Here is a 23,354-nt window from a genome sequence, read left to right as displayed (position 1 = left end):
TCACTAGTGTCCACTTAAAATAAGTTGAAAACCAGCTGATTAGTATTTTGTTCATTGACATTATTGTAATCTGATTTCATAAGTAGCTCATTTAAAGGGGTTTTATCAAGTAGTGATGCAGATAATATTTGTAAAATTTCATAATTGGAACGATTTATTTTTAATTCTTTGGCGACTATGGCCACCAAACAATATGTTATAATCGCAACATTGATTTGTACTCGAACAGCGTTTTCTGATCTGCCCCAAAAGGTTTTCACTTTTAGATGTTGTTTTATCCATTTAAAGAATAGTTCTACTTGCCATCTTTGTTTGTAAAGCAATGCAATATCATTAGCAGATAATTTAAAGTTGTTTGTTAAAAACACTAACGTTTTTTTAGTATCACTGTCGTAATATTTTACTTTACGAATTTTTTCGGGATAATCTTTAGAACTATAAAAGCCCATTATTTTTCCAATTTGGTCGTATTTGATTCCATTGGCTTTATCTGCTTTTCTTGAATACATTCTTTTGAATTTAATGTTCGATTTTGCTCTAACCACAAAATTAGCTTTAGCTTTCTCGATGCGATAAAGACGTCCATAATCTACATAAGCACGGTCAAATATATAGTAAGCTAAAGGCTCGTAATCTATAACATCCATCGCATTAACATCGTGTATGTTTGCTTCTGTAATATGAATGAACACGGGGATGTGGGTATTAACATCAAAGAGGGTGTGTAATTTGATTCCTGCTTTTGTTTTGCGAAAATGGGCCCAACAAAATACACTAAGGCAAAGGTCGATAGTAGAGGAGTCAAAGGCATAGATATTACCTTCTATTTCAAAATCACTTTTATCATTTTTGCTTTGGGCAATCTTAATCAAATGGTCTGCAAACTCTTCGAATATTTTGAAGTTTCGATTTTCATTTGCCTTTGACAAGTTGCTTCGAGTTATACTTTTACCAAACCCTAAATGATATGATTTTGACTTATGAGCCTCTATAATAAGTATCAAATCTCTCAGACTTTCTCTAGCAGATAATTGACCGAAAACCATACATAATAATTGATTCCAACAAGTAAAATGTTTGACTGATTTATTCCCAGAATATTTAGCAGTAACTCTATCAAAAACACGTTGTGGCAGAAAATTTACCAACTGAGAAAATATATATTTGCCTTGGTTCATATTCGTAATATTATTTTACGAACATAGATAGCCATTTCAAATCGTCACGCTTTAAAATGAGACTTAAAACACAGGTTTACAATAATTTCAAAGAACTTTTATAAACTTTTAGTGGACACTAGTGATTATTTGTTTTTAATTAATAATCTATTGTTATTTTCTGTGAACAAAAGTATGGGCTAACTCAAGGATGTGCGACCTTGCTTGTAAGGTGGCACCTATTTGGGATAGAAAGACAGGTCCCACTTTATAATAGGGGACTTAATACGTAGAAAATCGCGTTGTTTTAGGAGGAAGAGAGTGAGTCTCGGAATTGACTAGGCGTAGTACCCGTCAAATTTTTGAAAACCCGATTAAAAGCAGATTTGGAATTGAAACCACTTTCAAAAGCGATTCCTAACAAAGAATAATTATTAAATGTTGGGTCTTGTATTTTTATTTTCACTTCGTTTACCCGGAATTCATTGATAAAGTTGAAGAAATTTTTTCCGTGTACTTCATTAATGATTTGTGAAAGATGATGAGTAGATACGTCTAAATCATCAGCCAATTTAGGTAAGGTGAGATCGGAATCCAAGTAGGGTTTTTCAATCTTCATATACTGACTAACTTTATCACAGCATTTTTGTAATTCTGTATCTTCTAGTTTTGAAGCAGCATATTTAATTTCCGGTTTATTAGGTATCTGTTTCTCGTTTTCGATGCTGTGATTAATAAACACCTCTTTTTGTTTAAATCCGAAATATCCTATTAAAATTATAAATGCCGAAAGAGACAGAAATAATCCATCCGTACAAAAAGCCATCGAAAACAGGTGAAAAACATGATGAATTACCGCTATCAGAATCAGTATTGTCCACACAATCCCAAAAATTGAAATCAGTTTTCCCAGCCAATCTAAGTTTACTTCCTGCGAAGAAAAATTAAAGGAAGATTTCTTGCTTACTTGAAATTTTTTATATGCCAAAAGGAAATATATTGGTCCTGAAAGTGCGGTTATAATTAGGAAAAGACTAAAGAGCAATGGAGGTTCAGCTCCTCCCTCAGAAACGTGATCTACTCTAATTCCCTCTGAATAGGAGGGAAACTGGGAGGCGATAAACAGATAAAGAATAAATGCAATAAAGGCTATAAAGTGCAAGAGATCTTTAGTTTTAAAATCTTTTCTATCCAAGGTAAGTGAAGAAACATAGAGATATAAAAATGGTCCGTGCAATAAGAACAAAGCGATAATTCCACTGGCTAAAAGTGAATTCTCAGGAAAAAAATCAATCGTTAAGGCGTAAGTAGCCGTAGAAAGCCCAAGATATAGAAGCCAAAAAATAAGAATTCTATCATGGAGTAATTTTGGTTTTTTCTGAAGAAGTAGCGCAAGAAAGAAAAACGCATTAAAAGAAGCTATAAAAAATAAATATGTCATAGTCTTATCCTTGCTATAGTGTCGTTTTTAGTGATTTTTTGCTCGTTGCAATCCACGGATCGTTTCATTCAAAGCTATGGTATTTTACTCAAATAGCTTGGCTCTTTCCCGAGCATTTTCGGCCAATTATCAACTCTGAAGTATATTCAATAAAATAATTGCACAATTTTTCTCACTGAAGATGGCAGCTATTTTCGAAATGTTTTAAAAGGAATATTTAAAATAGATACTAATTTTTATACTGCAGTATTCCTTAATTTCACAACGAGATATCCTTTGCTTCACTTGTGTTCCATGGGATAAATCCTTAAATTACAAATGAAACATAAAATAAAAATTATCATGGATATTATAAAAACAATCGTAGCGTTTTTCAAGAAACCCGAAGAAGAAACTAAAAATGAATCCCCCGAAGGAGTTTGCTCACTATGTTGGGGTTTTCAGGAATACGACGGTAAAATTCGCGAGTTATACAAGGACAAACAGGTGGACGTCAATAATCATAAAGAATCCTATATGCTTATTCAAGGTTTTGTAAAGGAACACGTTGATGGGTATCACGTTAAGGATGGAGTAGTGCACGTATGCCCTAATTGCAGCGAATTGGAGGAAGGGAAAGAGAGAATTGAAAAGTATGAAACCGCTGAAAAGAAATAGTTTAGTAGAACTTCTAGAGAAATCGGGAATTCAGTTTTTGCGTACTTGAACCTTAGCTTAGATTGATGCATTTGTTTTTTTAGAAGTTCTTTCACTAAAATAGATTAAATTTTTGATTGAAAGATTTAAGAGTTTCTTTTTAACTCCTTTTTTAGGAACAGTAATACTAAGACCTAGATCCGGATGTTCAATAGGAAAAGGAACTATCAGCTCCAACGCCTTACTTTTAAGTTTTTTCTGAATGTGAAATATAGCCGAGATGAGCGTTTCTTGCTGTGATTCATCGTTTTTATACTTAAAAGTGAATGTTTTAGTTTGTAAAATAGTTCCTTTTTTTACTTGAAGGTAATTTACAAAAGCTTGATTTTCCTTAATGAGGATTGTAAATACATCTATATCTCCCAAACCTGCGTTGATCATCTTGCCGCTTGCTCGATACTGCTGTATAAATTCGATTTTCTGATGAAGAACCTCAGCTTTTTCAAAATCCATTTTTTCTACAGATTCTTTCATCTGTTTTCGCAACGGCTTGATTACTGACGCAAATTTCCCCTTAAAAACAGCACGTACTTGCTGTATCCCAATATTATATTCTTCTTCGGTTAATAGCTCTTCCTTCTGATTAGCATTTTTCAAATAATACTCTGGGCTCACCTTTAATTTTCCTTCTTCAGTAATATGAATAAAAAGTTCTTGATGATGTTTCCGAAGCGGAATAAGGCTTCGGATTAACTCCAATAATTCGCGTACTTTAACAGCGCTGGTAAAAGGACCGAAATATTCCGATCCATCTTTAAGGAGGTTGCGAGTTAAAAATACTCTAGGAAAAGCTTCATTTGTAATTACAATATATGGGAAGCTTTTATCGTCCTTCAGATTTATATTATAACGCGGTTGGAAGTGTTTAATTAATGAATCCTCCAGCAGTAAAGACTCCTGCTCCGTATTGACTATTGTAAATTCAAGATGATGGATGTTTTGTACTAAGTTGTAAGTCTTTCTGTTTTCAGGTTCTTTGGTGAAATAAGAAGTTACGCGTTTTCGTAAATCTTTGGCCTTTCCAACATAAATAAGTTCTCCTTCTTTGTTGAAGTATTTATAAACCCCTGGAAGATGCGGGAGATTTTTTATTAACTGTTGGATTTTCTCACTCTTCATAATCTTTAAATTGAAATTGAAACCGAAATCGAAATCAAAACCCAAGTGCGTTCTCATTCAAATAATTAAACACTATGTAAACCCGTTGTGCATTTCGAGTCTAATTGAACTTAAATGAACAAGTCTTTACTCTTTTCCTCTCACGATAGCTCTCGGGACTAAGGTAGAAATAAAGATTTTGACGATAATCCCTTTAGGGTTTGGGTAATATTGTCAAAATCTGTTCGAAAAGCACAATGAGAACTTATTTGACTTTCTTTGTTTCATCCCAATAATAGCTATCTGGATAGATCCGTTCACCAAAAATGGCTGTTCCAACCCGTACGATTGTTGCACCTTCTTCAATTGCAATTTCTAGGTCTCCGCTCATTCCCATAGAAAGTTCTTTTAAAGAAACTCCTGGTAAGTTTAAAGCTATCGCATTCTTCTGAATACTTTTTAGCAGACGAAAGCATTTTCGAACTTTTTCAGGTTCTGAGCTAAATAATCCGATAGTCATCAAACCTTTAATATTAATGGTTTCTAATTGAGAAACATCTTTAATTAACTGTAATGCGTTTTCGGGAGAAATTCCGAATTTGCTTTCCTCATAAGACGTATTTACCTGAATATAGGCATCGATAGTTTTATTTTCGGAAAGTAATCGGTCGTGCAATTTTTCAGCAAGATTCAGCCGGTCTATAGACTCTATACACGAAGCCCATTTAATAACTTCTTTGATTTTATTGGTTTGTAAGTGCCCGATAAAATGGACTTCAGGATTACACACGGCAATCGCTTCACACTTTTGTTTTAATTCTTGAACCTTATTTTCTCCGACAAGGGTTTCGCCAAGTTCTAAAGCGAATTTGATCCGTTCAGAATCCACTGTCTTTGTAGCCAAGAGAAGCCGTACTTCATGGGGATTCCGGCCTGCTCGTTTACAGGCAGCTTGAATTCTATTGTGAATTGTTTTTAGGTTATGTGTGATTGTATCTGACATTGTTTATGGTTTTACTCTTAACAAAGATAACTATAAAACACTAAAGCGGATAATATTATCCGCTATGATTTTGTTAATTCAAGTAAAGCAAAAGAATTTCTGCCAGATCGAAATTTATTCAGGGTCTGGCAGAAATTTTTCAATTATTTGTAAGTTACAATTCGTCCCCAAATGTCATTGGTTCCCCAAATTCCTTGTCGGGTTGCTTCAAGTTGAACGATTTGACTGTGATCGACAAACAGGTTTACTTCAGGTCCGTAATTCTTGATATACCATTTGAAAACCTGAGGATCCGCTGCTTCAAACATCACGTTTTCAAGTCCGAGTTCACTAATGAATCTTGCAGGCACACCAACTTTCCATGGATTGGCATTTTCGGTAACTCCTTCAGATTCCATCATAATGGTATATGCGCCGGCATCTAAGAAACGTTTGGCTTGCTTAATTGCATATTCCACATCTTGTATACCTTCAGCTTCATACTCGGCGACGGTTCCATCCCCACCAGCTCCAAATTGGACACCGATTTCCGGTTTTGCTTTTAATCCAGCTTTTTGGACTTCTTCAATTACTCGTAACCAGTCGTCCGTTGGAATGGAAATAAACCCAGTGGAAATTTCAATAATATCAAAACCGAGTTCTTTACACTCTTGGATATATTTTTTCACTGCATCTTTTCCTTTGGTAAGTACATATTCCATAAAGCCACCTGTTGATGACAGCACGCCGTATTGGTGAGCTAAATCATTGGTCGCTTTAATCTTTTCTGGGTTCATAAAGGTGAAGGATCCGCCGGCAAATTTGATACTATCAACATAATTTCCGCTGGTTTCTAAAATGTCTTTGAAATAGCTCAATCCAAAATTGGAATAATATGCAGCTCTAATTTCTGTCATACCTACTTTACGGGGTTTCTCAGGACGGTCGTTTCGTTGTAACCAGTCAAAACCAACTGGGTTTACAATAAAATCTTTTGCTTTTCCATTTAATTCTTTTGGATCTTTTATAAGTTCATTTGTGTCTAACATGATATTTGTATTTAAAGGTTAAATGATTGTCCAAAAAGGACGTAGGATGAAAAGACATAAGACGTAGGACTTATATCCATAAACCAAATTAAATCTAGAACATTTAGTCCTATGTCTTACGTCAAATAGTCCTAAGTCCTTTTAAAACAATCATTAAAAATTATTAATTAAGTTTTGATGCATTTTCTAAGCCTCCATCATTTGAGGTTTTCCAACCGTTTCAAGAAGTTGCATCAGCTCCTTGATACTGTGTTTTTCTATGTTTTGTACTGTGGAAATAATTTCGTCTTGAAGTTCTTCTGAAATAAATTCCTTGGTCAGATTGTTGAATTTTGAAATGATAAACTCCCAAGAAGCGGGGCGAGATGTGAAGCCTTCGTAATCGGTTTTTTCAACTCTCAATTCTTTTCCATTCTTGAATTTTATGGTAATATCATTTGCCATTTCAAAAGGGAAACGGTCTGAATATTCTTTTTTCTCGTTTACTTGCACTTTTTGCAATAGCTCCTGAATATCCTTTTCTTCGATACGTTCAGGAAGGTATTGTGCAGGAAGCACATTGCCGTCCAATAAAACGGCAGCCATCATATAGGGTAAACTGTGATCGGCTTCCTCTTTGGTGCGGATGTTTTTCTTGCCACCTTCTTCGCCACCGCCAATAATATTGTAAGCAACATCGAAAGTGTTTAATACAATGCTTTCAATATCTGCCGGGAAGAAATCGTGTTCATTCATCAAATCTTGTAATCCTTCCAGAGTTGCTTGGGAATGAATTTCGGCATTAAATTTTTTAATGATGGTTTTTGTCACCCGTTCTAGATCCTCTTTTTCCCAATCTAAAATGAAGTCGCCTGAAATGGTTTCCTTAAAGCCTTTATTGCCTTCAAACACTTCTTCTGGGCCAGTAATTCCGCGCATTGCTAAGAATGCTGAGTGAGTGGAAGTCCAACCCGTTGATGGGAATGCCAATCCTTTCCAATGCGATAGATTTCCTGTTCTTGAAACCCGGAGTGCATTATATGCGGTTGCTGCAATGGCGATCGCGTTGGCGGTTTTCTCCTCGTCCAATCCAAGCGCATAAGCCGCTCCGGCCGCAGCACCATAAGCTCCTTGCACGGTGTGGTCAAATCCTTTGTCTCGCACCGGAGCAACATCGCTTAATCTACATTGCACCTGATATGCGATTGCTAAAGCAGTAAGGAAATCCTTTCCGTTTTTATCTGCATATTCGGCTGCGGCTAAAACGCTACCTATATTATCTGAAGGGTGGCAGGTTTCGTTTTTCGCTAGATAGCTGTCGTTAAAATCGAGATAACGTACTAATGTTGAATTGTAGAATGCGGCTCTGTCCGGTGCATTTTTTCCACCGCCTATTAATGTGGATAATGGATTTCCACCAAAGTCGTCCAATTGTTCTTTTACCATGTTAACGGGTTCTCCGTTAAGAGCGCCAATGGCACAACCTAAAGAGTCGAGTAATCGGATTTTTAATTCTCGAACTGCGTTTTCGGATAGATCTGAATATTTTCGTGAGTTTACGAAGCTGGCTAATTTCTGTACTTCTGTCATGATATTTTGTTTTTAGATTATCTATTTTGATGACATAAAAGTACTCTAGATTATGAGCTAAGTCAATGATGCAAAGGCGATACGGGCTATAGCCAAAAGCGATGGCTTCGATACAAATTTGTGTTTCGCTTTGCGAAACACAAATTCACTCAGCCACCTTTTATTTTGCGGTTAATTAACTTTATGGTTCTCATTTGGAGCTTTGCCAGCAAAACAGGCGATTTCAATTAGGCTTACGGCTTACCGTTGCCTGAGCCTGTCCGCCGTAGGAAGATGTTTTGAAAGGACGACTAATGTTTAATGAAAAGCATGCCCGTTCATTAGCTTTCAAAATATATCGAAGGCGGTTTTAATCATTTTCCAGATCAGCAATCATTTTTAGTTGGATGTTTTTGGGAATACTTTTGATTATCTCTGAGAGGATAACCTTGGAAAGACGTGTTTTCTGAAATCCACGTGGCGCAATGAAATTTATTGTTCTGCTTAAAACAGGGTCTTTAATGGAACGTACCATCTCCAGGCGTCGATTTCCCATATAAAGGCAAGCCAATTGTGGGATTAAGGTGAGCCCGCCGTTACGATCAATGATTTTACGGATGGTTTCCAAAGAGGCGTTTTGATAGCTAATTGTTTTAGCTGTTACATCAGGTTGAAGCAGGTCAGGTTTTTGTTCCAAAAAATAAGATTTCATACCTTGAGGAAGCGTTAATTCGCTTTGGGGAATATCGGCCCATTGAACACTTGACGATTCTGAAAGAACGTGATTTCGACCCACATAAAGAACAAATTCTTCCTCAAAAAGTGAGGTTTCATAAAACCCTTCCTTTTGGAAAGGAGCTATTGAAATAGCGCCATCAAGCGTGTCTCTTTCAAAATTTTCTAACATTTCAGCAGTTCCCATCTCAAAGATTTCCAAGTTCAGCTCGGGATATTTCTGAGTAATTTTATCTATAAATAACGGAATGAGGTAAGGGGCTAAACTGGTAAGGATGCCGAGCTTAAAACTTCCGCTGGGTCGGTTTTCCCTTTTTTCTGCCAGAGAAATAAATCGTTCCTCTTCCTGCAGTATTTTTTTTGCTTGTTCAATTAGGTCAATCCCTTTCATTGTTGGTGCCACGGGATGCCGAGTTCGGTCAAAGATTATAATGTCGAATTCCTGTTCCAAGCGTTGTATCTCTCTGCTCAAAGTGGATTGCGCTACTTCGCACTCTTCGGCTGCACGTGAGAAATTTCGGTTGCTGTCAACAGAGACAATATATTTCAGCTGATGGAAATTCATTGAATTTGTATTCTAGATTTTTTAAACTTTTATAAAAGTACTATTTATCTTAGTAGTAGAAGGGCTTTTCGGTGTTTCGTATTTTAAGATACTTAATCCTTAATTACTTTTGTATTTATTTGTTATCGAACAAATAATTAGAGGAGGTGAAGTAGATATTTATGTAAGAATTTAAAAAGTTTACCAATATTAATTACTAAGCCACGTACATTTGCGCACTTAAAAAACTAATTAATGGAGATTACAGAAATTCTAGGATATATAGGTGCGCTGATGGTTGGTCTTGTTCTGGGACTTATTGGTGGTGGAGGATCTATTTTAACCGTTCCTATTTTAGTCTATTTCTTTTACCTTAATCCTGTAACCGCTACGGCATATTCACTTTTCGTAGTAGGTAGCACAGCCCTTGTTGGCGCTTTGCGAAATATGCAAAAAGGATTAGTAGTCTTTAAAACCGCGTTTGTATTTGCAGGTCCTGCGCTTACCATGGTCTTTATAACTCGCAAATTTGTGATTCCCGCAATTCCTGATCAGCTATTTAATCTAGGCGATTTTGCAGTTACAAAAAGCATAGCCATTATGGTGTTTTTTGCTGTAATTATGCTTTTAGCTTCTATAACGATGATTCGAAATAAAAAGCCGGAGCAGGATAAAGTAATACTAAAAACCAATTATCCTGTATTGATGATTCAAGGTGTGATTATTGGCTTTAATACTGGATTAGTAGGAGCAGGCGGCGGATTTTTGATTATTCCAGCTTTGGTATTATTGGCTGGATTACCTATGAAAAAAGCCGTTGCTACTTCCCTTTTTATTATTGCAATAAACTCATTGATTGGTTTTACAGGAGATGTTACAAATATGAATGTCGATTGGCCTTTTATTCTAACATTTACGGCACTTTCCATTATTGGGATTTTTATCGGGATCTGGCTCAATAATTTTATAGATGGGAAGAAGCTTAAAAAAGTATTTGGCTGGTTTGTATTGGTGATGGGAATTTACATTATTTATAAAGAGATAAGTAAGTAGCACTATATAGTAAAAACCAATTTTAGCTAAAGGGAAACTTCCAGTTTTTCTATTTATTTCAATACTTGGAAAGCCCATACAATTAAAAGAAAACCGACGCCAGTTAGGGCAGGAGCGGGTACTTTTATAACAATTCCCAATACAATCATTACGATAGCAACTAATGCCAACAGCACTGAAATAAGATCTAATTTTTTATTACGTGTCATATTTTTCTTTTCTGTAAAACTAAAGAAAATATATTGGAGTTTTTTTGAGCGATTTTAGGCTTTAGTTTTAACGAAAGTGGCACCTTTGCACAAAAATAATTTTTATGAATTGGATATATGATCCGTGGCCATGGTATGTTGCTGGCCCCGCAATCGCACTTGTGATGTTTGTTTTGTTATTTGTTGGCAAAAAATTTGGGATGTCATCAAACCTACGTACCGCCTGTTCAGTGGTAGGTGCAGGAAAAGCAGCCGATTTCTTTAACTTTGATTGGAAGGCAGAACGCTGGAATTTAATGGTGGTCTTGGGTGCCGTTATTGGTGGTTTTATCGCTTCAAATTATATGAGCGACAATACCGTTAAAATCAACCCGGAAATCGCGCAGCAATTGGCTACAGACTACAACATCAATAGTGCTGGTACCAGTTATCTGCCGCCAGAAATATTCTCGATAGGGGCGTTGTCCAATCCGTTCAATATCATCTTGCTTTTAGTAGGTGGATTGCTAGTAGGTTTTGGAACCCGATATGCCGGTGGTTGTACTTCTGGCCATGCAATTTCTGGATTGAGCAATCTTCAGCTGCCATCACTAATTGCCGTTATTGGTTTCTTTATCGGAGGCCTTATAATGGTTCACTTTATTTACCCCTTTATTTTTTAAGAAATGAAATACATCACTTATTTAGCCATTGGTATTTTCTTCGGTATTGTAATGTTTAAATCTGAAGCCGCTTCGTGGTTTCGTATTTATGAAATGTTCCAGTTTGGGAGTTTTCATATGTACGGCATTATTGGCTCTGCATTAGTTCTAGGAGTTATTGGAGTTCAAGTTATTAAACGGAAAAACATAAAGACTTTAAAGGGTAAAGAGATGAGTTTGCAACCGAAAAACAAAGGAATTACCCGTTATCTTGTGGGTGGAATTATTTTTGGTCTAGGCTGGGCGCTTTCCGGTGCTTGTCCAGGACCTATGTATGTGCTGGCAGGCGCAGGATATGCTTCTGTTTTAATTGTGATTTTTGGAGCTTTGCTTGGAACATTTATTTATGGATTGGTTAGAAAATATTTACCGCATTAGGTAGCTATAAAATATAGACGGCTTACTGCTATTTTGTAAATTTTCACTTTTTAGGCTTCGGCATTAAGAGAACTGGAAGTAAATATTTCTATCGAGCCTCCTCCGAAAACTTATCATGAGGCCTGTCCTTTTTATTAAACCGAATCTCCACCTTTTGATTGCCCCATTGGCGGGCGGCTTGTTCGTTTAAGCCCATATAGATATCTATTTTCTTTTTCCAGCGTTTGTTCATTTTGTCTTTTACAATATAGGTGCCTTCTAAGCCTTTTATTTCGATTTCCTCGTTGTGATCCAATCCCAGTTTAATCAGGTCGCGGGAAACGGCAATGGCGCGTTCGCCAGGTTCCAAAATATCGCCCCAAGCGGCTAAGCCAATGTTCCCTTTTTTGGTTTGATGTTCAACCGAATTATAAGCCGTGGCAGTCACTGTGATGGTCGCCGTAGTATCTTTCTTCTTTGGGATAGTTTCGCCGCAACCTAGTAATATCACACCTATGGAAAATATAAATAACGGAATCGGAAATATGTAGTATTTGTGCTTTTGAGTTTTCATTCAACAAAATGTACAAAAAAATCTGCTAAACACCTGAATTTACAGATTATATGTAGCAAAACTCTATGATTGCTCTATATAAAAATGTTGCTTACTTTAGGTTATTTCGATGTGAATAATAAACTTTTATTATATTTTAATGATGCAATCTGAAGTCGGCAAGATCCCAACAACCATAATCTTAGGTTTAAAATTGTTTTTAATAAACTCATATGAACTTTTAGGCAAAACTAATCATCTCGAAATCGTACCTGTAAGTCGCTTTAATATGTATATTTTTACGAACTGAAGGTTACTGAAATGAGGTGGCTTTTAATAATTGTTAAAGAATTATAAATGAATAACAATGGAAATGAAGGTTTTGATGTTTCAGAGCCTCTAGCAAGAATAGGAGATGTTATTTCTCAAAATATAAAAATCGTAATTGTTGGGATTTTGGTACTGATTATTGCATTTGGTTCTTTTTTTCAGATTGAACCTGAGGAAGTGGGGGTAATCACTAGGTTTGGAAAATATGTAAGAACGGTGGATCCGGGACTTAATTTTAAGATCCCTTTTGCTGAAAAAGTGTATAAGGTTCCTGTGGAGCGGCAACAAAAGTTGGAATTTGGCTTCCGAACAACGGACACAAGTAGTCTTAAAACTGGTTATACTAAAGGCAAAACCAAAGAGGAATCCTTAATGCTTACTGGCGATCTCAATCTTGCCGATGTAGAATGGGTAGTTCAATATAGAATAGACGATCCCTACAATTATTTGTTTAAAGTGAAAAATCCCGAAAGTACATTACGTGATATGTCTGAAGCAGCTATGCGCCAGGTAGTGGGTGATAGAACGGTAAATGAAGTGTTGACGGTTGGAAGAACTGAAGTGGCCAACAAGGTTCAATTCATTGTTCAGGAATTAAGTATTGAATATTCACTAGGTGTAAAGATAGACCAGGTAGTGTTGCAGGATGTTAATCCACCAGATGCTGTAAAGGCGGCATTTAATGCTGTAAACCAAGCACAGCAGGAAAGGGAAACTCTGATTAATGAGGCTGAATCTGCTTACAATAAAGTGATTCCAAAAGCTAAAGGGCAGGCCCTTGAAACCATTCAAAAAGCAGAAGGTTACGCAGCAGAAAGAGTTAATAATGCACAAGGTGAAGTGGCCAGATTTAATGCTTTGTACACCGAATATGTTAAAGCACCAGAGGTGACACGCACAAGACTATACCTCGAGACGATGAACAAAGTACTTCCCCAACTTGGGAATAAAATAATAACGGATGAAAATGGAAGCAATGTGCTTCCGCTCTTGCAGATGCAAATGCAAAATCAAAATACGCCAAAACAGAATTAAACATGTCGAAAAGGAAACTCATTATATCAGGGATAGTTCTAGTAGTACTATTAATAGCCATTACTTCGAGCGCATATATAGTCGATGAAAAGGAGCAGGTAGTCATCACACAATTTGGTAGGCCCATTGGTGTTGCAGTTACCACTCCAGGAGTAAATTTTAAAATCCCTTTTATTCAGGATGCCAATGTTTTTGATAAACGTTATCTTGAATGGGATGGTGATCCCAATCAAATACCAACAAAAGACAAAAAGTTTATTTTCATTGATACCTATGCGCGTTGGCAGATTACCGACCCGCTTCAGTTTTATAAAAGACTCACCAACGAAAGAGGTGCCCAATCTAGGCTTAATGATATTCTAGATGGAGAAACGAGAGATTATATAGCCAATCATAATTTAGTGGAGGCAGTTAGAAATAGTAATAGAAAAGCAATAATAACCGATACGCTCACAGAACCTTCTTCTGATACGCTATTAGATATTAATGTAGGCCGCGAAAAAATTGAAAAAATGATTTTAAAAACTGGTAACGAAAGAGTTTCCGATTTGGGAATCGTTATTCTTGACTTTAAAATCAAAAGGCTAAACTATGTTGATGAAGTACGTGAAAATGTATTTAAAAGAATGAACAGTGAACGCTTTCGTATTGCCGATAAGTTCAGATCTGAAGGGCAGGGGCAGGCTTCGCGAATAAATGGGGAGCAGGTTCGAGAACTTAAAATCATACAGTCCACAGCTTTTGAAAAGGCGGAAAGAATTAAGGGTAAAGCTGATGCCACTGCGGCTGCAATTTATGCTTCGGGTTACAATCAGTCTGCCAATTCTAAAAACCTTTACAGCTTTTTAAAATCAATGGAAACATTTGAGAAAACATTTGATAAGAATACATCTGTCATTCTTTCCACAGACAGTGAATTGTATAAATATTTAAAAACCAAGCAATAGTACTTGAGAAATTCAACATGACAATTTCAGTTTTAAAAGTTGAATTATATGGAGTTCAGTTTAGGAAGAATTTTTTTTAAGAATACTCCATTCGTAATCTTAATATCTCTGAAGCGGCGCCGTCATTATCTGTAACTAGAACAAGGTCGGTTTGAGTTTCGGATATAATTTTGTCGATTATCACAGATTCAACTTTTAAAGGAAACCCAGGGTTTGGAATTTTTTGAATCGAATATTCTTTGGCAATCTCTCCATTTTTTATTTCTATAACCCCGATAAAACTGCCTAGAACAGCTCCGTCATCATAAGCATTGGGAGTATCTTCTACTGCTGCGGTAAAAATAAAAAACGGTTTCTCTTTAAAAGCAGTAGCACCAGAAAACCCTGCTTGCAATCCGTTGATTTTCGGTAAAGAAAATAAGTTGGTTTTAGGAATGGGATGGTTTTTTTCGGTTTTACAGTATATCATAAAGTCTTTATAAGAAAAGCTAAATATGATATTGCGACCTCTGTTAAAAAGAAACAACATATCTCCTTTAGCTGCTAGTGCTTCAATATTGAGTTCATAGCCGCGCATTTCATCTAGATTCCTTAGATAATCATAAAATGTGGAGAGATCGTATTTCTTATAACTTATTTCTTCTCCTATTTCAAGCAAAACACAAACATCGCGTTCGGGAGATTTAGAGCCAGAACCAAAAACCAATATCTCAGTTTCACTGACCATTTCCATCGCCTCGAAATCGGGTTTATTGATTTTGGGGATCGTATTATTTTGTAATTTCTCAGAAGAATAAATCTGAGTTTTGGAAAGTAGAACAAAATTGGTATCGATGTGGAATAGATAAGGAGAATCATCACCAATCACATAGAAACCCTCTTTATGCTTAACTATTCCCGAAGCACTTGGCACGCCTTCTAAAATTTGCCAACTTAATATTTCTATTTCTAATTCTTCTTTTTCCACAAGATATTCAATTTAATAAATGGAAAACTAATGATTAAAATTCATTGATGTTTAAAAAATGTTGGTTTAATTAATTTAGCCGATTATCAATCTGTTAAGAAGTGGGGTAATCCTGTACCTAATTATAAACTCTAAGGCCTTTGCGTCTTCGCGTTATATTTTTCACCGCAGGAGGTGCAGACCTGCCTGCCGTAGGCAGGGGTCGCAAAGAAAAGTATGCTTTAATAATGGGAGAGTTATATTGCTAAACTTAGATTAATTGAGTAATCTCGGATGAAAATGAGTGATTAACTTATGTCTTACGCCTCAATTGTTAAACGTACTCAGAAATAGTTTTAAATAGTCAAATGGGCCTAATAAATCATTTAAAAGAAAAAGGTTAGACTTTAAATTAGTCCAACCCTTTTAATTTAACTGGCATATTTTTATGCCAGTAATAGAGAAATAATTTCAAATACTCTGCTAAACTTAATTTTAGAGCAGCTTCATCTTATTTCGAACTCAGCTCGATTAAGGCTCTAAAATAATTTTTCCAGTTACTTTGCGCTCTTTACTTAATACCTGTGCTTCCTTTGCTTGGGAAAGTGGCATAATTTTATCAACATTTGTAACTACTTTACCAGCTTCTATAAGTTCAGTGATTTCGTTTAACTGTTTTGGGTCTGGATGCGAAGCCATTACTTTAGCTTGAACATTGTATTTTTTCATCAGTTCCTCAGAACCTCCTTGAACGAGAGATACTAGAAAACCACCTTCCTTCAAAACTTGATAAGAACGTTTGTTGGTGTCCCCACCAACAGGATCAAAGACTACGTCAATATTCTTGACTACTTCCTCAAAATCTGTGGTTTTATAATCGATGAATTCATCGGCTCCCATCTTTTTAACAAAGTCTTTATTACTTCCAGATGCCGATCCAATAACATAAGCTCCTTTTGCTTTTGCCAGCTGAACCGCCATAGACCCCACACTTCCAGATGCACCGTGGACAAGTATTTTTTGACCACTCTTAAGTCCGGCGGTGTCAAAAATTGCCTGATAGGCTGTTAAAGCACCCATTGGGATGGAAGCTGCTTCCTTAAAATCGAGGTTTTTTGGTTTCCTACCTAGTTCATTTTCTTTGACAATCACATATTCGGCATAGCAATCTGTGAGAATCTTCCCGTAAACTTCATCTTCCTTTTTGAATTTTTCAATGGCGCTTCCAGCTTCTTCAACAGTTCCTGCAAAATCAGCCCCAAGAATCAAGGGTAACTTCATTCCAAAATCTTTCCCTTTTCCGTCACGGATTTTCCAATCCACGGGGTTTACCGCGGCTGCCTTTACTTTTACTAAGATTTCATCTGCTTTTGGTTCAGGTCTTTCAACATCGGTGTAGTTTAAAACGTTTTCATCACCGTATTCGTCAATCTGTATTGCTTTCATTTTCATATTTTCTGTTTTTCAATGTTTTTTTCGTAAAATTCAATATACATAAACCTTTTAAGCCATTTTCAAAAGAAAAGTTAAGTATTCGGAATTGGGATAACCTTAAGTTTTAAACTTTCTAAAATTCAAGATACTGTCGAAATTAGAAAAATTACCTGCGGTAGATTTCTAGACATTTTTCACCGATTTGAATAAATTCATTTTAGAAATACACATTGTAAAAGTTTATAAATTGTTAATAATCATCCTAAACACAGCGACGTATCGATAATTCTTATAAATTTGCAAACTAATGAATTCATTTTTTCATAAAATAGTGTCTGTTTGTCTGGCGACCTTGGTATTATTTACCACGATGTCGTTCACTGTGGATATGCATTATTGTGGAGAAAGTCTTGTAGATTTCTCTCTTAGCCAAAATGCGCATACCTGCGGGATGGAAACAGAGCAACCAAGTGATGATTGTGAAATTGGAATTCCTGATGATTCCTGCTGTTCCGATAAACAAATAGTTGTTGAAGGTCAGGATGACCTTAAAATATCATTTGATACATTAAATTTTGAGCAGCAAACTTTTGTTGCTACTTTTTTCTACACATATATAAATCTTTTTGAGGATCTTGATACCAACATCATTCCTTTTAGAGATTATAAGCCTCCCTTACTCATACGGGACATACAAAAGCTCCACGAGACGTACTTAATTTGATTTTAAACAGTTCCGGTGTTTCACCGGAAAATTAGCCCAATGGTTACTGCCATTCTGGGCTCATTTTGTTGTGTTTAATTTTCTGATCTTATTAGAATCTTATTCAATTTTTAACTGTTTAACAATCAATACACATGCTGAATAAAAGCATAAAATTTCTCATAGAGAACAAGCTGGTTGCCGTTTTGTTACTCGCACTTTTTGTAGGTATGGGTGTCGTAAACGCACCTTTTAACTGGGACACGGTCCCGATAGCTATCGGGATTCCCACCAACCCTGTTGCCGTTGATGCAATACCTGATATCGGCGAAAACCAGCAAATTGTGTATACCCAATGGGAAGGGCGTTCCCCTCAGGATATAGAAGATCAAATAAGTTATCCGCTTACCACAACGCTGTTAGGTATTCCTGGAGTAAAAACCATCCGTAGTTCTTCTATGTTCGGCTTTTCGAGCATCTATATCATTTTTGAAGAGGATATAGAATTCTACTGGAGCCGTAGCCGCATTTTGGAAAAGCTAAACTCCTTACCGGCTGGTTTACTTCCGGAAGGCATAAATCCATCTTTGGGCCCAGATGCCACAGGATTGGGACAAATTTATTGGTACACCTTGGAAGGGCGCGATAAAGATGGTAACGTGACCGGAGGTTGGGATTTGCACGAATTGCGGAGCATTCAAGATTACTATGTAAAATATGCGCTTTCTTCGGCAAGTGGAGTTTCTGAAGTAGCATCTATTGGAGGCTATGTGCAGGAGTATCAAATAGACGTAAAGCCTGAATTGATGCGCCAGTACAATATCAGCCTCGCGGAAATCGTCAAAGCAGTTAAGGAAAGTAATAAGGACATCGGCGCCCAAACGATGGAAATCAATCAGGCCGAATACTTGGTGCGTGGTCTAGGATATATAAAGTCTATAGCCGATATTGAGGAAGCCGTTGTAACGTCGGAAGATTATACTTCTATACGAATTAAAGATATTGCAAATGTAAGTTTAGGTCCTGCCCCAAGACGAGGCATTTTGGATAAGGAAGGGGCTGAGGTAGTAGGCGGCGTTATTACGGCGAGATACGGCGCAAACCCGATGGAAGTTATCAATAATGTAAAGGAAAAGATAGCCGAGCTTAGTGCTGGTTTGCCTTCTAAGGAACTTTCCGATGGCACTACCTCCCAACTTACCATTGTACCCTTTTATGATCGTTCGGAACTTATTCAGGAATCCCTGGGCACGCTTGACGAAGCCTTAACCCTGGAAATACTCATTACAATTTTCGTAATTATCGTGATGGTTTTTAACCTAAGAGCCTCCATACTTATCTCTGGACTTCTGCCCGTGGCGGTTTTAATGGTCTTTATCGCGATGAAGCTCTTTAATGTTGATGCTAATATTGTAGCCTTATCAGGTATTGCCATTGCCATTGGTACAATGGTGGATATTGGCGTCATACTATCTGAAAATATAATCAGGCATCTGGATGAGGAAAAGGACCGTTCTGCCGAAACTGGTGTCAAACTGCCAATTAATACGGTGGTCTATAATGCTAGTGCTGAAGTTTCTGGAGCGATTCTTACCGCGGTTCTTACTACCATTATCAGCTTTATTCCAGTGTTTACAATGATCGGTGCCGAAGGAAAGTTATTCCGGCCCTTGGCATTTACAAAAACAATGGCCATAACCGCTTCCTTTATAGTGGCTTTATTTTTAATCCCACCTTTTGCTGCGTTTTTATTCCGAAGCCATGCCCGCCGGCAGGCAGGAAAAAGTATTAGAAATGCCACCGTTAACATAATCAACGGACTGTTAATCCTTTTAGGAATTACAGCCATATTTTTTGGATATTGGTTAGGGCTGATTTTAATTGGCTTTGGAATCACAGGCCTTTTAAAAGACGAAAAGATTGCTTCCAGAATATCCGATGAGTTAACACTTTCAGATAAACGCGCCAATACCATAAATATCTTTATTTCTGCGCTGGCCGTTGTTTTCTTGTTGGCTGAATTCTGGCGTCCTCTTGGGGTTGATAAAAGTATATTTTGGAACCTTTTGTTTGTCGGTTTAATCTGTTTTGGATTGTTAGCGGTATTCTGGTTATTTCAAAAATATTACACTCGGATTTTAGGTTGGGCACTTCGCAACAAAATATTATTTCTTTCGCTTCCAACCCTGATCCTTGTTTGTGGAGTTTTGATTTGGCAGAACACGGGCAAGGAGTTTATGCCGTCCTTAAATGAAGGTTCTTTTCTATTGATGCCTACTTCAATGCCCCATTCAGGTGTAGATGAAAATAAACGTGTATTGCAGCAATTGGATATGGCTGTGGCGGGAATTCCGGAGATTAAAACCGTTGTTGGGAAAGCAGGACGAACCGAATCTGCGCTCGACCCCGCGCCATTATCGATGTATGAAAATATCATTCAATATAAGTCGGAATACGCACTAAATGAAGATGGAAAGCGTCAAAGGTTTAAGGTGAATGAGGATGGATTGTTTCTATTAAAAGATGGCGGTCTGGTTGATAACCCGAATTATGATGTCAGTTCGAGCGGGGTAGAAAATGCTCAAAAAGCAGGAAAACGAATCTCAACCGCACTGGACGTACCATTAAAAGATTTGATAGAAGATAACGACGGCGAGTTTTACCGGAACTGGAGACCCGAAATAAAATCTCCAGACGATATTTGGAATGAAATAGTGCGCGTGACCAGAATACCCGGGGTAACCTCTGCTCCAAAATTACAACCTATTGAAACTCGTTTGGTGATGTTGCAAACAGGAATGCGAGCCCCGATGGGAATTAAAGTGAAAGGACAAGATCTTCGAAAAATCGAAGCCTTTGGAATTGAGCTTGAAGATATCCTGAAAGAAGCGGAAGGAGTTAAAAAAGAGGCCGTTTTTGCAGATCGTCTTGTAGGAAAGCCTTATCTATTAATAGATATTAAGAGGGATCGTCTTGCCCGTTATGGAGTTACCATTGAAGATGTTCAGGCAATTCTCCAAGTAGCGATAGGAGGGATGCCACTGACGCAAACAGTGGAAGGCCGGGAGCGTTACGGAGTACGAGTACGTTATCCGCGTGAGCTACGAGCTAACCCCGAGGATTTAAAAAATATTTATGTACCCGTAGAAAAAGGAAATCCGGTGCCATTGGGCGAACTTGTAGATATTCGCTATGAGCAGGGACCGCTGATGATCAAGAGTGAGGATACATTTTTAGTTGGTTATGTACTATTCGATAAACTAGATGGTTTTGCAGAAGTTGATGTGGTAGAAAATGCGCAAGCCTTAATTAAAGAAAAAATTGCCAATGGAGAGCTCATAGTTCCAAAAGGAATTAATTATCAGTTTACAGGAACCTATGAAAACCAGTTACGGGCTGAAAAAACACTCTCCGTAATCGTGCCTCTGGCCTTGGTGATCATCTTTTTGATCCTTTACTTCCAATTCCGCTCAGTGACTACCTCGCTAATGGTGTTTTCAGGAATTGCCGTAGCTTTTGCCGGTGGCTTTTTGATGATTTGGTTTTATGGGCAGGATTGGTTTTTAAACTTCAGCTTTTTTGGGGAAAACTTACGAGATCTGTTTCAGATGCACACCATCAATTTGAGTGTCGCCGTTTGGGTAGGTTTTATTGCGCTCTTCGGAATTGCCACAGATGACGGGGTAGTTATGGCAACATATCTCACCCAAACTTTTGATAAAAACGATCCCGAAAATGTAACCGAAATCCGCGCATCTGTAGTAGAAGCCGGAATGAAAAGAATACGTCCTTGCTTGATGACTACGGCCACGACTATTCTTGCTTTGTTGCCAATTCTAACCTCTACTGGTCGAGGAAGTGATATAATGATCCCAATGGCAATTCCAAGTTTTGGTGGAATGTTGATTGCTTTGATAACCCTCTTTGTGGTTCCGGTATTGTTTAGTTGGAGAAAGGAAAGCCTAGCAAAAAGGAGGTATAAAAAATTAAGGATTGAGAACCAAGATTAAAACAATAAAAATGAGACAATCAAAATATCATATAATACCAAAAGCCATCCTGATTCTCGGCTCTTGTTTCTTGAGTATTTCAGGTTACAGCCAGGGTTTGCAGACTTATATAGACGAAGCTATTACCAACAGTCCTGAAATTGAAAAGTTTGATTTTCAGTATAAGATTGTTTCCGAAAAAGTAAATGAAGTAAACAGCTTGCCAAATACCGAATTTAATGTTGGTGTAATGGCTATAAAACCTGAAATGGAAATGCCCATGGATCGGTTTAAAGTCTCTGTAATGCAAATGTTACCGTGGTTTGGAACCATATCGGCACGGCAAGATTACGCTTCCTCAATAGCTGAAGCGCAATATGTGGAAGTAACGATCGCCAAGCGTAAGCTAGCACTTTCTGTTTCCCAATTTTATTATCTGCTCTATGAAATTAGATCCAAACAAGAAGTGCTTGATAAAAATATAGCACTTCTGCAGACCTATGAAAAACTTGCCCTCACTTCCGTGGAAGTGGGGAAAGCCTCTGCGGTTGACGTACTACGGTTACAAATTCGGCAGAACGAACTTCAACAGGAAAAAGATGTATTAATTCAACAGAATAAGGGAATCCAGGCAGCTATGAACAGTTTGTTAAACAGGGATTTTGATAAAATTGTGACGGTGGTTTCCCCTATGGAAATTCCAGAAGACGATAATTTTTACAGCTATGAGACCTTGTCGGTAAACCCGGAATTGCTCAAATATGACAAACTTTATGAATCTGTGGAACAATCTGAGTTGTTAAACCAAAAAGAAAATGGTCCGATGATAGGTTTTGGAGTGGAATATATCAATCAAGAAAACAGCCCAATGATAACCAGCTCTTTTAAAGATATGGTGATGCCGATGTTTTCGGTATCAATTCCAATTTTCAACAAAAAATATAAATCCCAATCCAGGCAAAATGAACTGCGCAAACAGGAAATCCAATCCCAAAAAGAAGAACGTCTTAATTCCTTAAAAGCTGATTTGTCCAAAGCTATTTCCCAACGGAACCAGTCTCGAATTAAATTCAACACCCTAGGAAAGAATTTAAAACAAGCTGAAGATGCAGAGGAAATATTAATTAAGAATTACGAAACTGGAACCATAGATTTTAATGATGTGCTGGATATTCAGGAATTACAGTTAAAGTTTCAGATGAGCCAAATTGAATCGATCAAATTATACTATGAGCAATCGTCCATTATCAACTATTTAATCGACTAATTATGATAAAAGATTTCTATATAAAAAATATGGTCTGTGATAGATGTATCAAGGTATTGCAGGACGAATTGAAGGAAAAGGAAATAGAATTGCTAGAAATTGAATTGGGGAAAATCAAATTGAATATTCAAGATTCCGAAGACAAAACAATCTTGATTTCCATTCTAGAGAAAAATGGTTTTTCGCTGATTGACAGTCCGGAAAAGCAGTTGGTAGAGCAGGTAAAAATGGAACTCATTAAATTATTGCAGCAATTGCCATTGGATATTGATCGAAAGCTTTCCGTTTATTTGGAGGAAAAATTGCAAAAAGATTATTCCAAAACAAGTAAGTTATTTTCTATAAAGGAAGGTATTACCATAGAAAGGTATTTCATCAAACTAAAGATCGAAAAGGTTAAGGAACTCGTTCAAAATCAAGAATACAATTTCACCGAAATTGGCCAACTACTGAACTATAGTAACATTAATCATTTAAGCCGCCAATTTAAAACCGAAACGGGAATGAGCCTAACTAATTACAAAGCACAACAGCGTAATGATCGGTCATCTTTAGACCGAATTATATAACTATGAACCAA

21 protein-coding genes are annotated in these 23,354 nt (G+C 37.0%); 10 read left to right on the top strand and 11 right to left on the bottom strand.

Annotated features, from left to right (window positions below):
* Positions 1-14 precede the first annotated feature (14 nt).
* Together G440_RS0104470 and G440_RS0104465 are read right to left on the bottom strand one after the other, a co-directional pair.
* Positions 15-1,178 carry an IS4 family transposase gene (locus G440_RS0104470; protein ID WP_026450205.1) on the bottom strand — a complete coding sequence of 388 codons (1,164 nt, stop codon included), beginning with the start codon at positions 1,176-1,178 and terminating at the stop codon, positions 15-17.
* A 286-nt stretch (positions 1,179-1,464) separates the two neighbouring features.
* On the bottom strand, positions 1,465-2,598 hold the full coding sequence (locus G440_RS0104465) for a helix-turn-helix domain-containing protein (RefSeq protein WP_026450204.1): 1,134 nt from the start codon (positions 2,596-2,598) through the stop codon (positions 1,465-1,467).
* Positions 2,599-2,916: 318 nt separating this feature from the next.
* Between G440_RS0104465 and G440_RS0104460 the strand changes: the two genes are divergently transcribed.
* On the top strand, positions 2,917-3,255 hold the full coding sequence (locus tag G440_RS0104460; protein ID WP_245574825.1) for a hypothetical protein: 339 nt from the start codon (positions 2,917-2,919) through the stop codon (positions 3,253-3,255).
* 57 nt (positions 3,256-3,312) lie between these two features.
* On the opposite strand, the gene G440_RS19470 is transcribed toward G440_RS0104460, so the two are convergent.
* From G440_RS19470 to G440_RS0104435, 5 genes are all read right to left on the bottom strand, one after another.
* Positions 3,313-4,470, bottom strand: a complete 1,158-nt coding sequence (locus tag G440_RS19470; RefSeq protein WP_051285141.1) for a GIY-YIG nuclease family protein — start codon at positions 4,468-4,470, stop codon at positions 3,313-3,315.
* A gap of 187 nt (positions 4,471-4,657) precedes the next feature.
* Positions 4,658-5,395: a YggS family pyridoxal phosphate-dependent enzyme gene (locus tag G440_RS0104450; RefSeq protein ID WP_026450202.1), complete on the bottom strand. Its 738-nt coding sequence runs from the start codon at positions 5,393-5,395 to the stop codon at positions 4,658-4,660.
* Positions 5,396-5,538: 143 nt separating this feature from the next.
* Positions 5,539-6,423, bottom strand: a complete 885-nt coding sequence (locus G440_RS0104445; RefSeq protein ID WP_084426577.1) for a phosphosulfolactate synthase — start codon at positions 6,421-6,423, stop codon at positions 5,539-5,541.
* Positions 6,424-6,609: 186 nt separating this feature from the next.
* Positions 6,610-7,992: an MmgE/PrpD family protein gene (locus G440_RS0104440; protein ID WP_034258948.1), complete on the bottom strand. Its 1,383-nt coding sequence runs from the start codon at positions 7,990-7,992 to the stop codon at positions 6,610-6,612.
* A gap of 349 nt (positions 7,993-8,341) precedes the next feature.
* Positions 8,342-9,271: a LysR family transcriptional regulator gene (locus tag G440_RS0104435; protein WP_026450199.1), complete on the bottom strand. Its 930-nt coding sequence runs from the start codon at positions 9,269-9,271 to the stop codon at positions 8,342-8,344.
* Positions 9,272-9,505: 234 nt separating this feature from the next.
* On the opposite strand from G440_RS0104435, the gene G440_RS0104430 reads away from it, so the two are divergent.
* Positions 9,506-10,303: a sulfite exporter TauE/SafE family protein gene (locus tag G440_RS0104430; protein WP_026450198.1), complete on the top strand. Its 798-nt coding sequence runs from the start codon at positions 9,506-9,508 to the stop codon at positions 10,301-10,303.
* Positions 10,304-10,356: 53 nt separating this feature from the next.
* Here the strand turns inward: G440_RS0104430 and G440_RS21315 are convergent, their stop codons facing one another.
* Positions 10,357-10,512 carry a hypothetical protein gene (locus G440_RS21315; protein ID WP_169718940.1) on the bottom strand — a complete coding sequence of 52 codons (156 nt, stop codon included), beginning with the start codon at positions 10,510-10,512 and terminating at the stop codon, positions 10,357-10,359.
* Positions 10,513-10,616: 104 nt separating this feature from the next.
* On the opposite strand from G440_RS21315, the gene G440_RS0104420 reads away from it, so the two are divergent.
* Together G440_RS0104420 and G440_RS0104415 are read left to right on the top strand one after the other, a co-directional pair.
* Positions 10,617-11,174 (top strand): YeeE/YedE family protein, encoded by a 558-nt coding sequence (locus G440_RS0104420; RefSeq protein ID WP_026450197.1) that lies wholly within the window; start codon positions 10,617-10,619, stop codon positions 11,172-11,174.
* A gap of 3 nt (positions 11,175-11,177) precedes the next feature.
* Positions 11,178-11,591 (top strand): DUF6691 family protein, encoded by a 414-nt coding sequence (locus G440_RS0104415; protein ID WP_026450196.1) that lies wholly within the window; start codon positions 11,178-11,180, stop codon positions 11,589-11,591.
* Positions 11,592-11,679: 88 nt separating this feature from the next.
* Here G440_RS0104415 and G440_RS0104410 read toward each other — a convergent pair whose 3' ends face one another.
* Positions 11,680-12,144 (bottom strand): 3D domain-containing protein, encoded by a 465-nt coding sequence (locus G440_RS0104410; protein WP_084426574.1) that lies wholly within the window; start codon positions 12,142-12,144, stop codon positions 11,680-11,682.
* Positions 12,145-12,480: 336 nt separating this feature from the next.
* On the opposite strand from G440_RS0104410, the gene hflK reads away from it, so the two are divergent.
* Positions 12,481-13,488: an FtsH protease activity modulator HflK gene (gene hflK / locus G440_RS0104405; RefSeq protein ID WP_026450194.1), complete on the top strand. Its 1,008-nt coding sequence runs from the start codon at positions 12,481-12,483 to the stop codon at positions 13,486-13,488.
* Between the two features lie 2 nt (positions 13,489-13,490).
* Complete coding sequence (hflC, locus tag G440_RS0104400) at positions 13,491-14,435, top strand: protease modulator HflC (protein WP_026450193.1); 945 nt, start codon at positions 13,491-13,493, stop codon at positions 14,433-14,435.
* A 76-nt stretch (positions 14,436-14,511) separates the two neighbouring features.
* Here the strand turns inward: hflC and G440_RS0104395 are convergent, their stop codons facing one another.
* Both G440_RS0104395 and G440_RS0104390 read right to left on the bottom strand, forming a co-directional pair.
* On the bottom strand, positions 14,512-15,402 hold the full coding sequence (locus G440_RS0104395) for a DUF6929 family protein (protein ID WP_034258946.1): 891 nt from the start codon (positions 15,400-15,402) through the stop codon (positions 14,512-14,514).
* A gap of 510 nt (positions 15,403-15,912) precedes the next feature.
* The gene (locus G440_RS0104390) at positions 15,913-16,827 is read right to left on the bottom strand and encodes an NADP-dependent oxidoreductase (protein WP_026450191.1); all 915 of its coding nucleotides are present in this window, start codon (positions 16,825-16,827) and stop codon (positions 15,913-15,915) included.
* A gap of 295 nt (positions 16,828-17,122) precedes the next feature.
* Here G440_RS0104390 and G440_RS0104385 point away from each other — a divergent pair, with 295 nt between their 5' ends.
* The 4 genes from G440_RS0104385 (at position 17,123) to G440_RS0104370 (ending at position 23,343) form a co-directional block, all read left to right on the top strand.
* Positions 17,123-17,539, top strand: coding sequence for an HYC_CC_PP family protein (locus tag G440_RS0104385; RefSeq protein ID WP_026450190.1), 417 nt, complete (start codon positions 17,123-17,125; stop codon positions 17,537-17,539).
* A 134-nt stretch (positions 17,540-17,673) separates the two neighbouring features.
* On the top strand, positions 17,674-21,528 hold the full coding sequence (locus tag G440_RS19465) for an efflux RND transporter permease subunit (RefSeq protein WP_034258944.1): 3,855 nt from the start codon (positions 17,674-17,676) through the stop codon (positions 21,526-21,528).
* Positions 21,529-21,538: 10 nt separating this feature from the next.
* The gene (locus tag G440_RS0104375; protein ID WP_026450189.1) at positions 21,539-22,774 is read left to right on the top strand and encodes a TolC family protein; all 1,236 of its coding nucleotides are present in this window, start codon (positions 21,539-21,541) and stop codon (positions 22,772-22,774) included.
* Positions 22,775-22,776: 2 nt separating this feature from the next.
* On the top strand, positions 22,777-23,343 hold the full coding sequence (locus G440_RS0104370; RefSeq protein WP_026450188.1) for a helix-turn-helix domain-containing protein: 567 nt from the start codon (positions 22,777-22,779) through the stop codon (positions 23,341-23,343).
* Positions 23,344-23,354 lie beyond the last annotated feature (11 nt).

The organism is Aequorivita capsosiphonis DSM 23843 (assembly GCF_000429125.1).
Lineage (GTDB): Bacteria > Bacteroidota > Bacteroidia > Flavobacteriales > Flavobacteriaceae > Aequorivita > Aequorivita capsosiphonis.
This window is presented reverse-complemented; position numbering and strand designations above follow the sequence as displayed.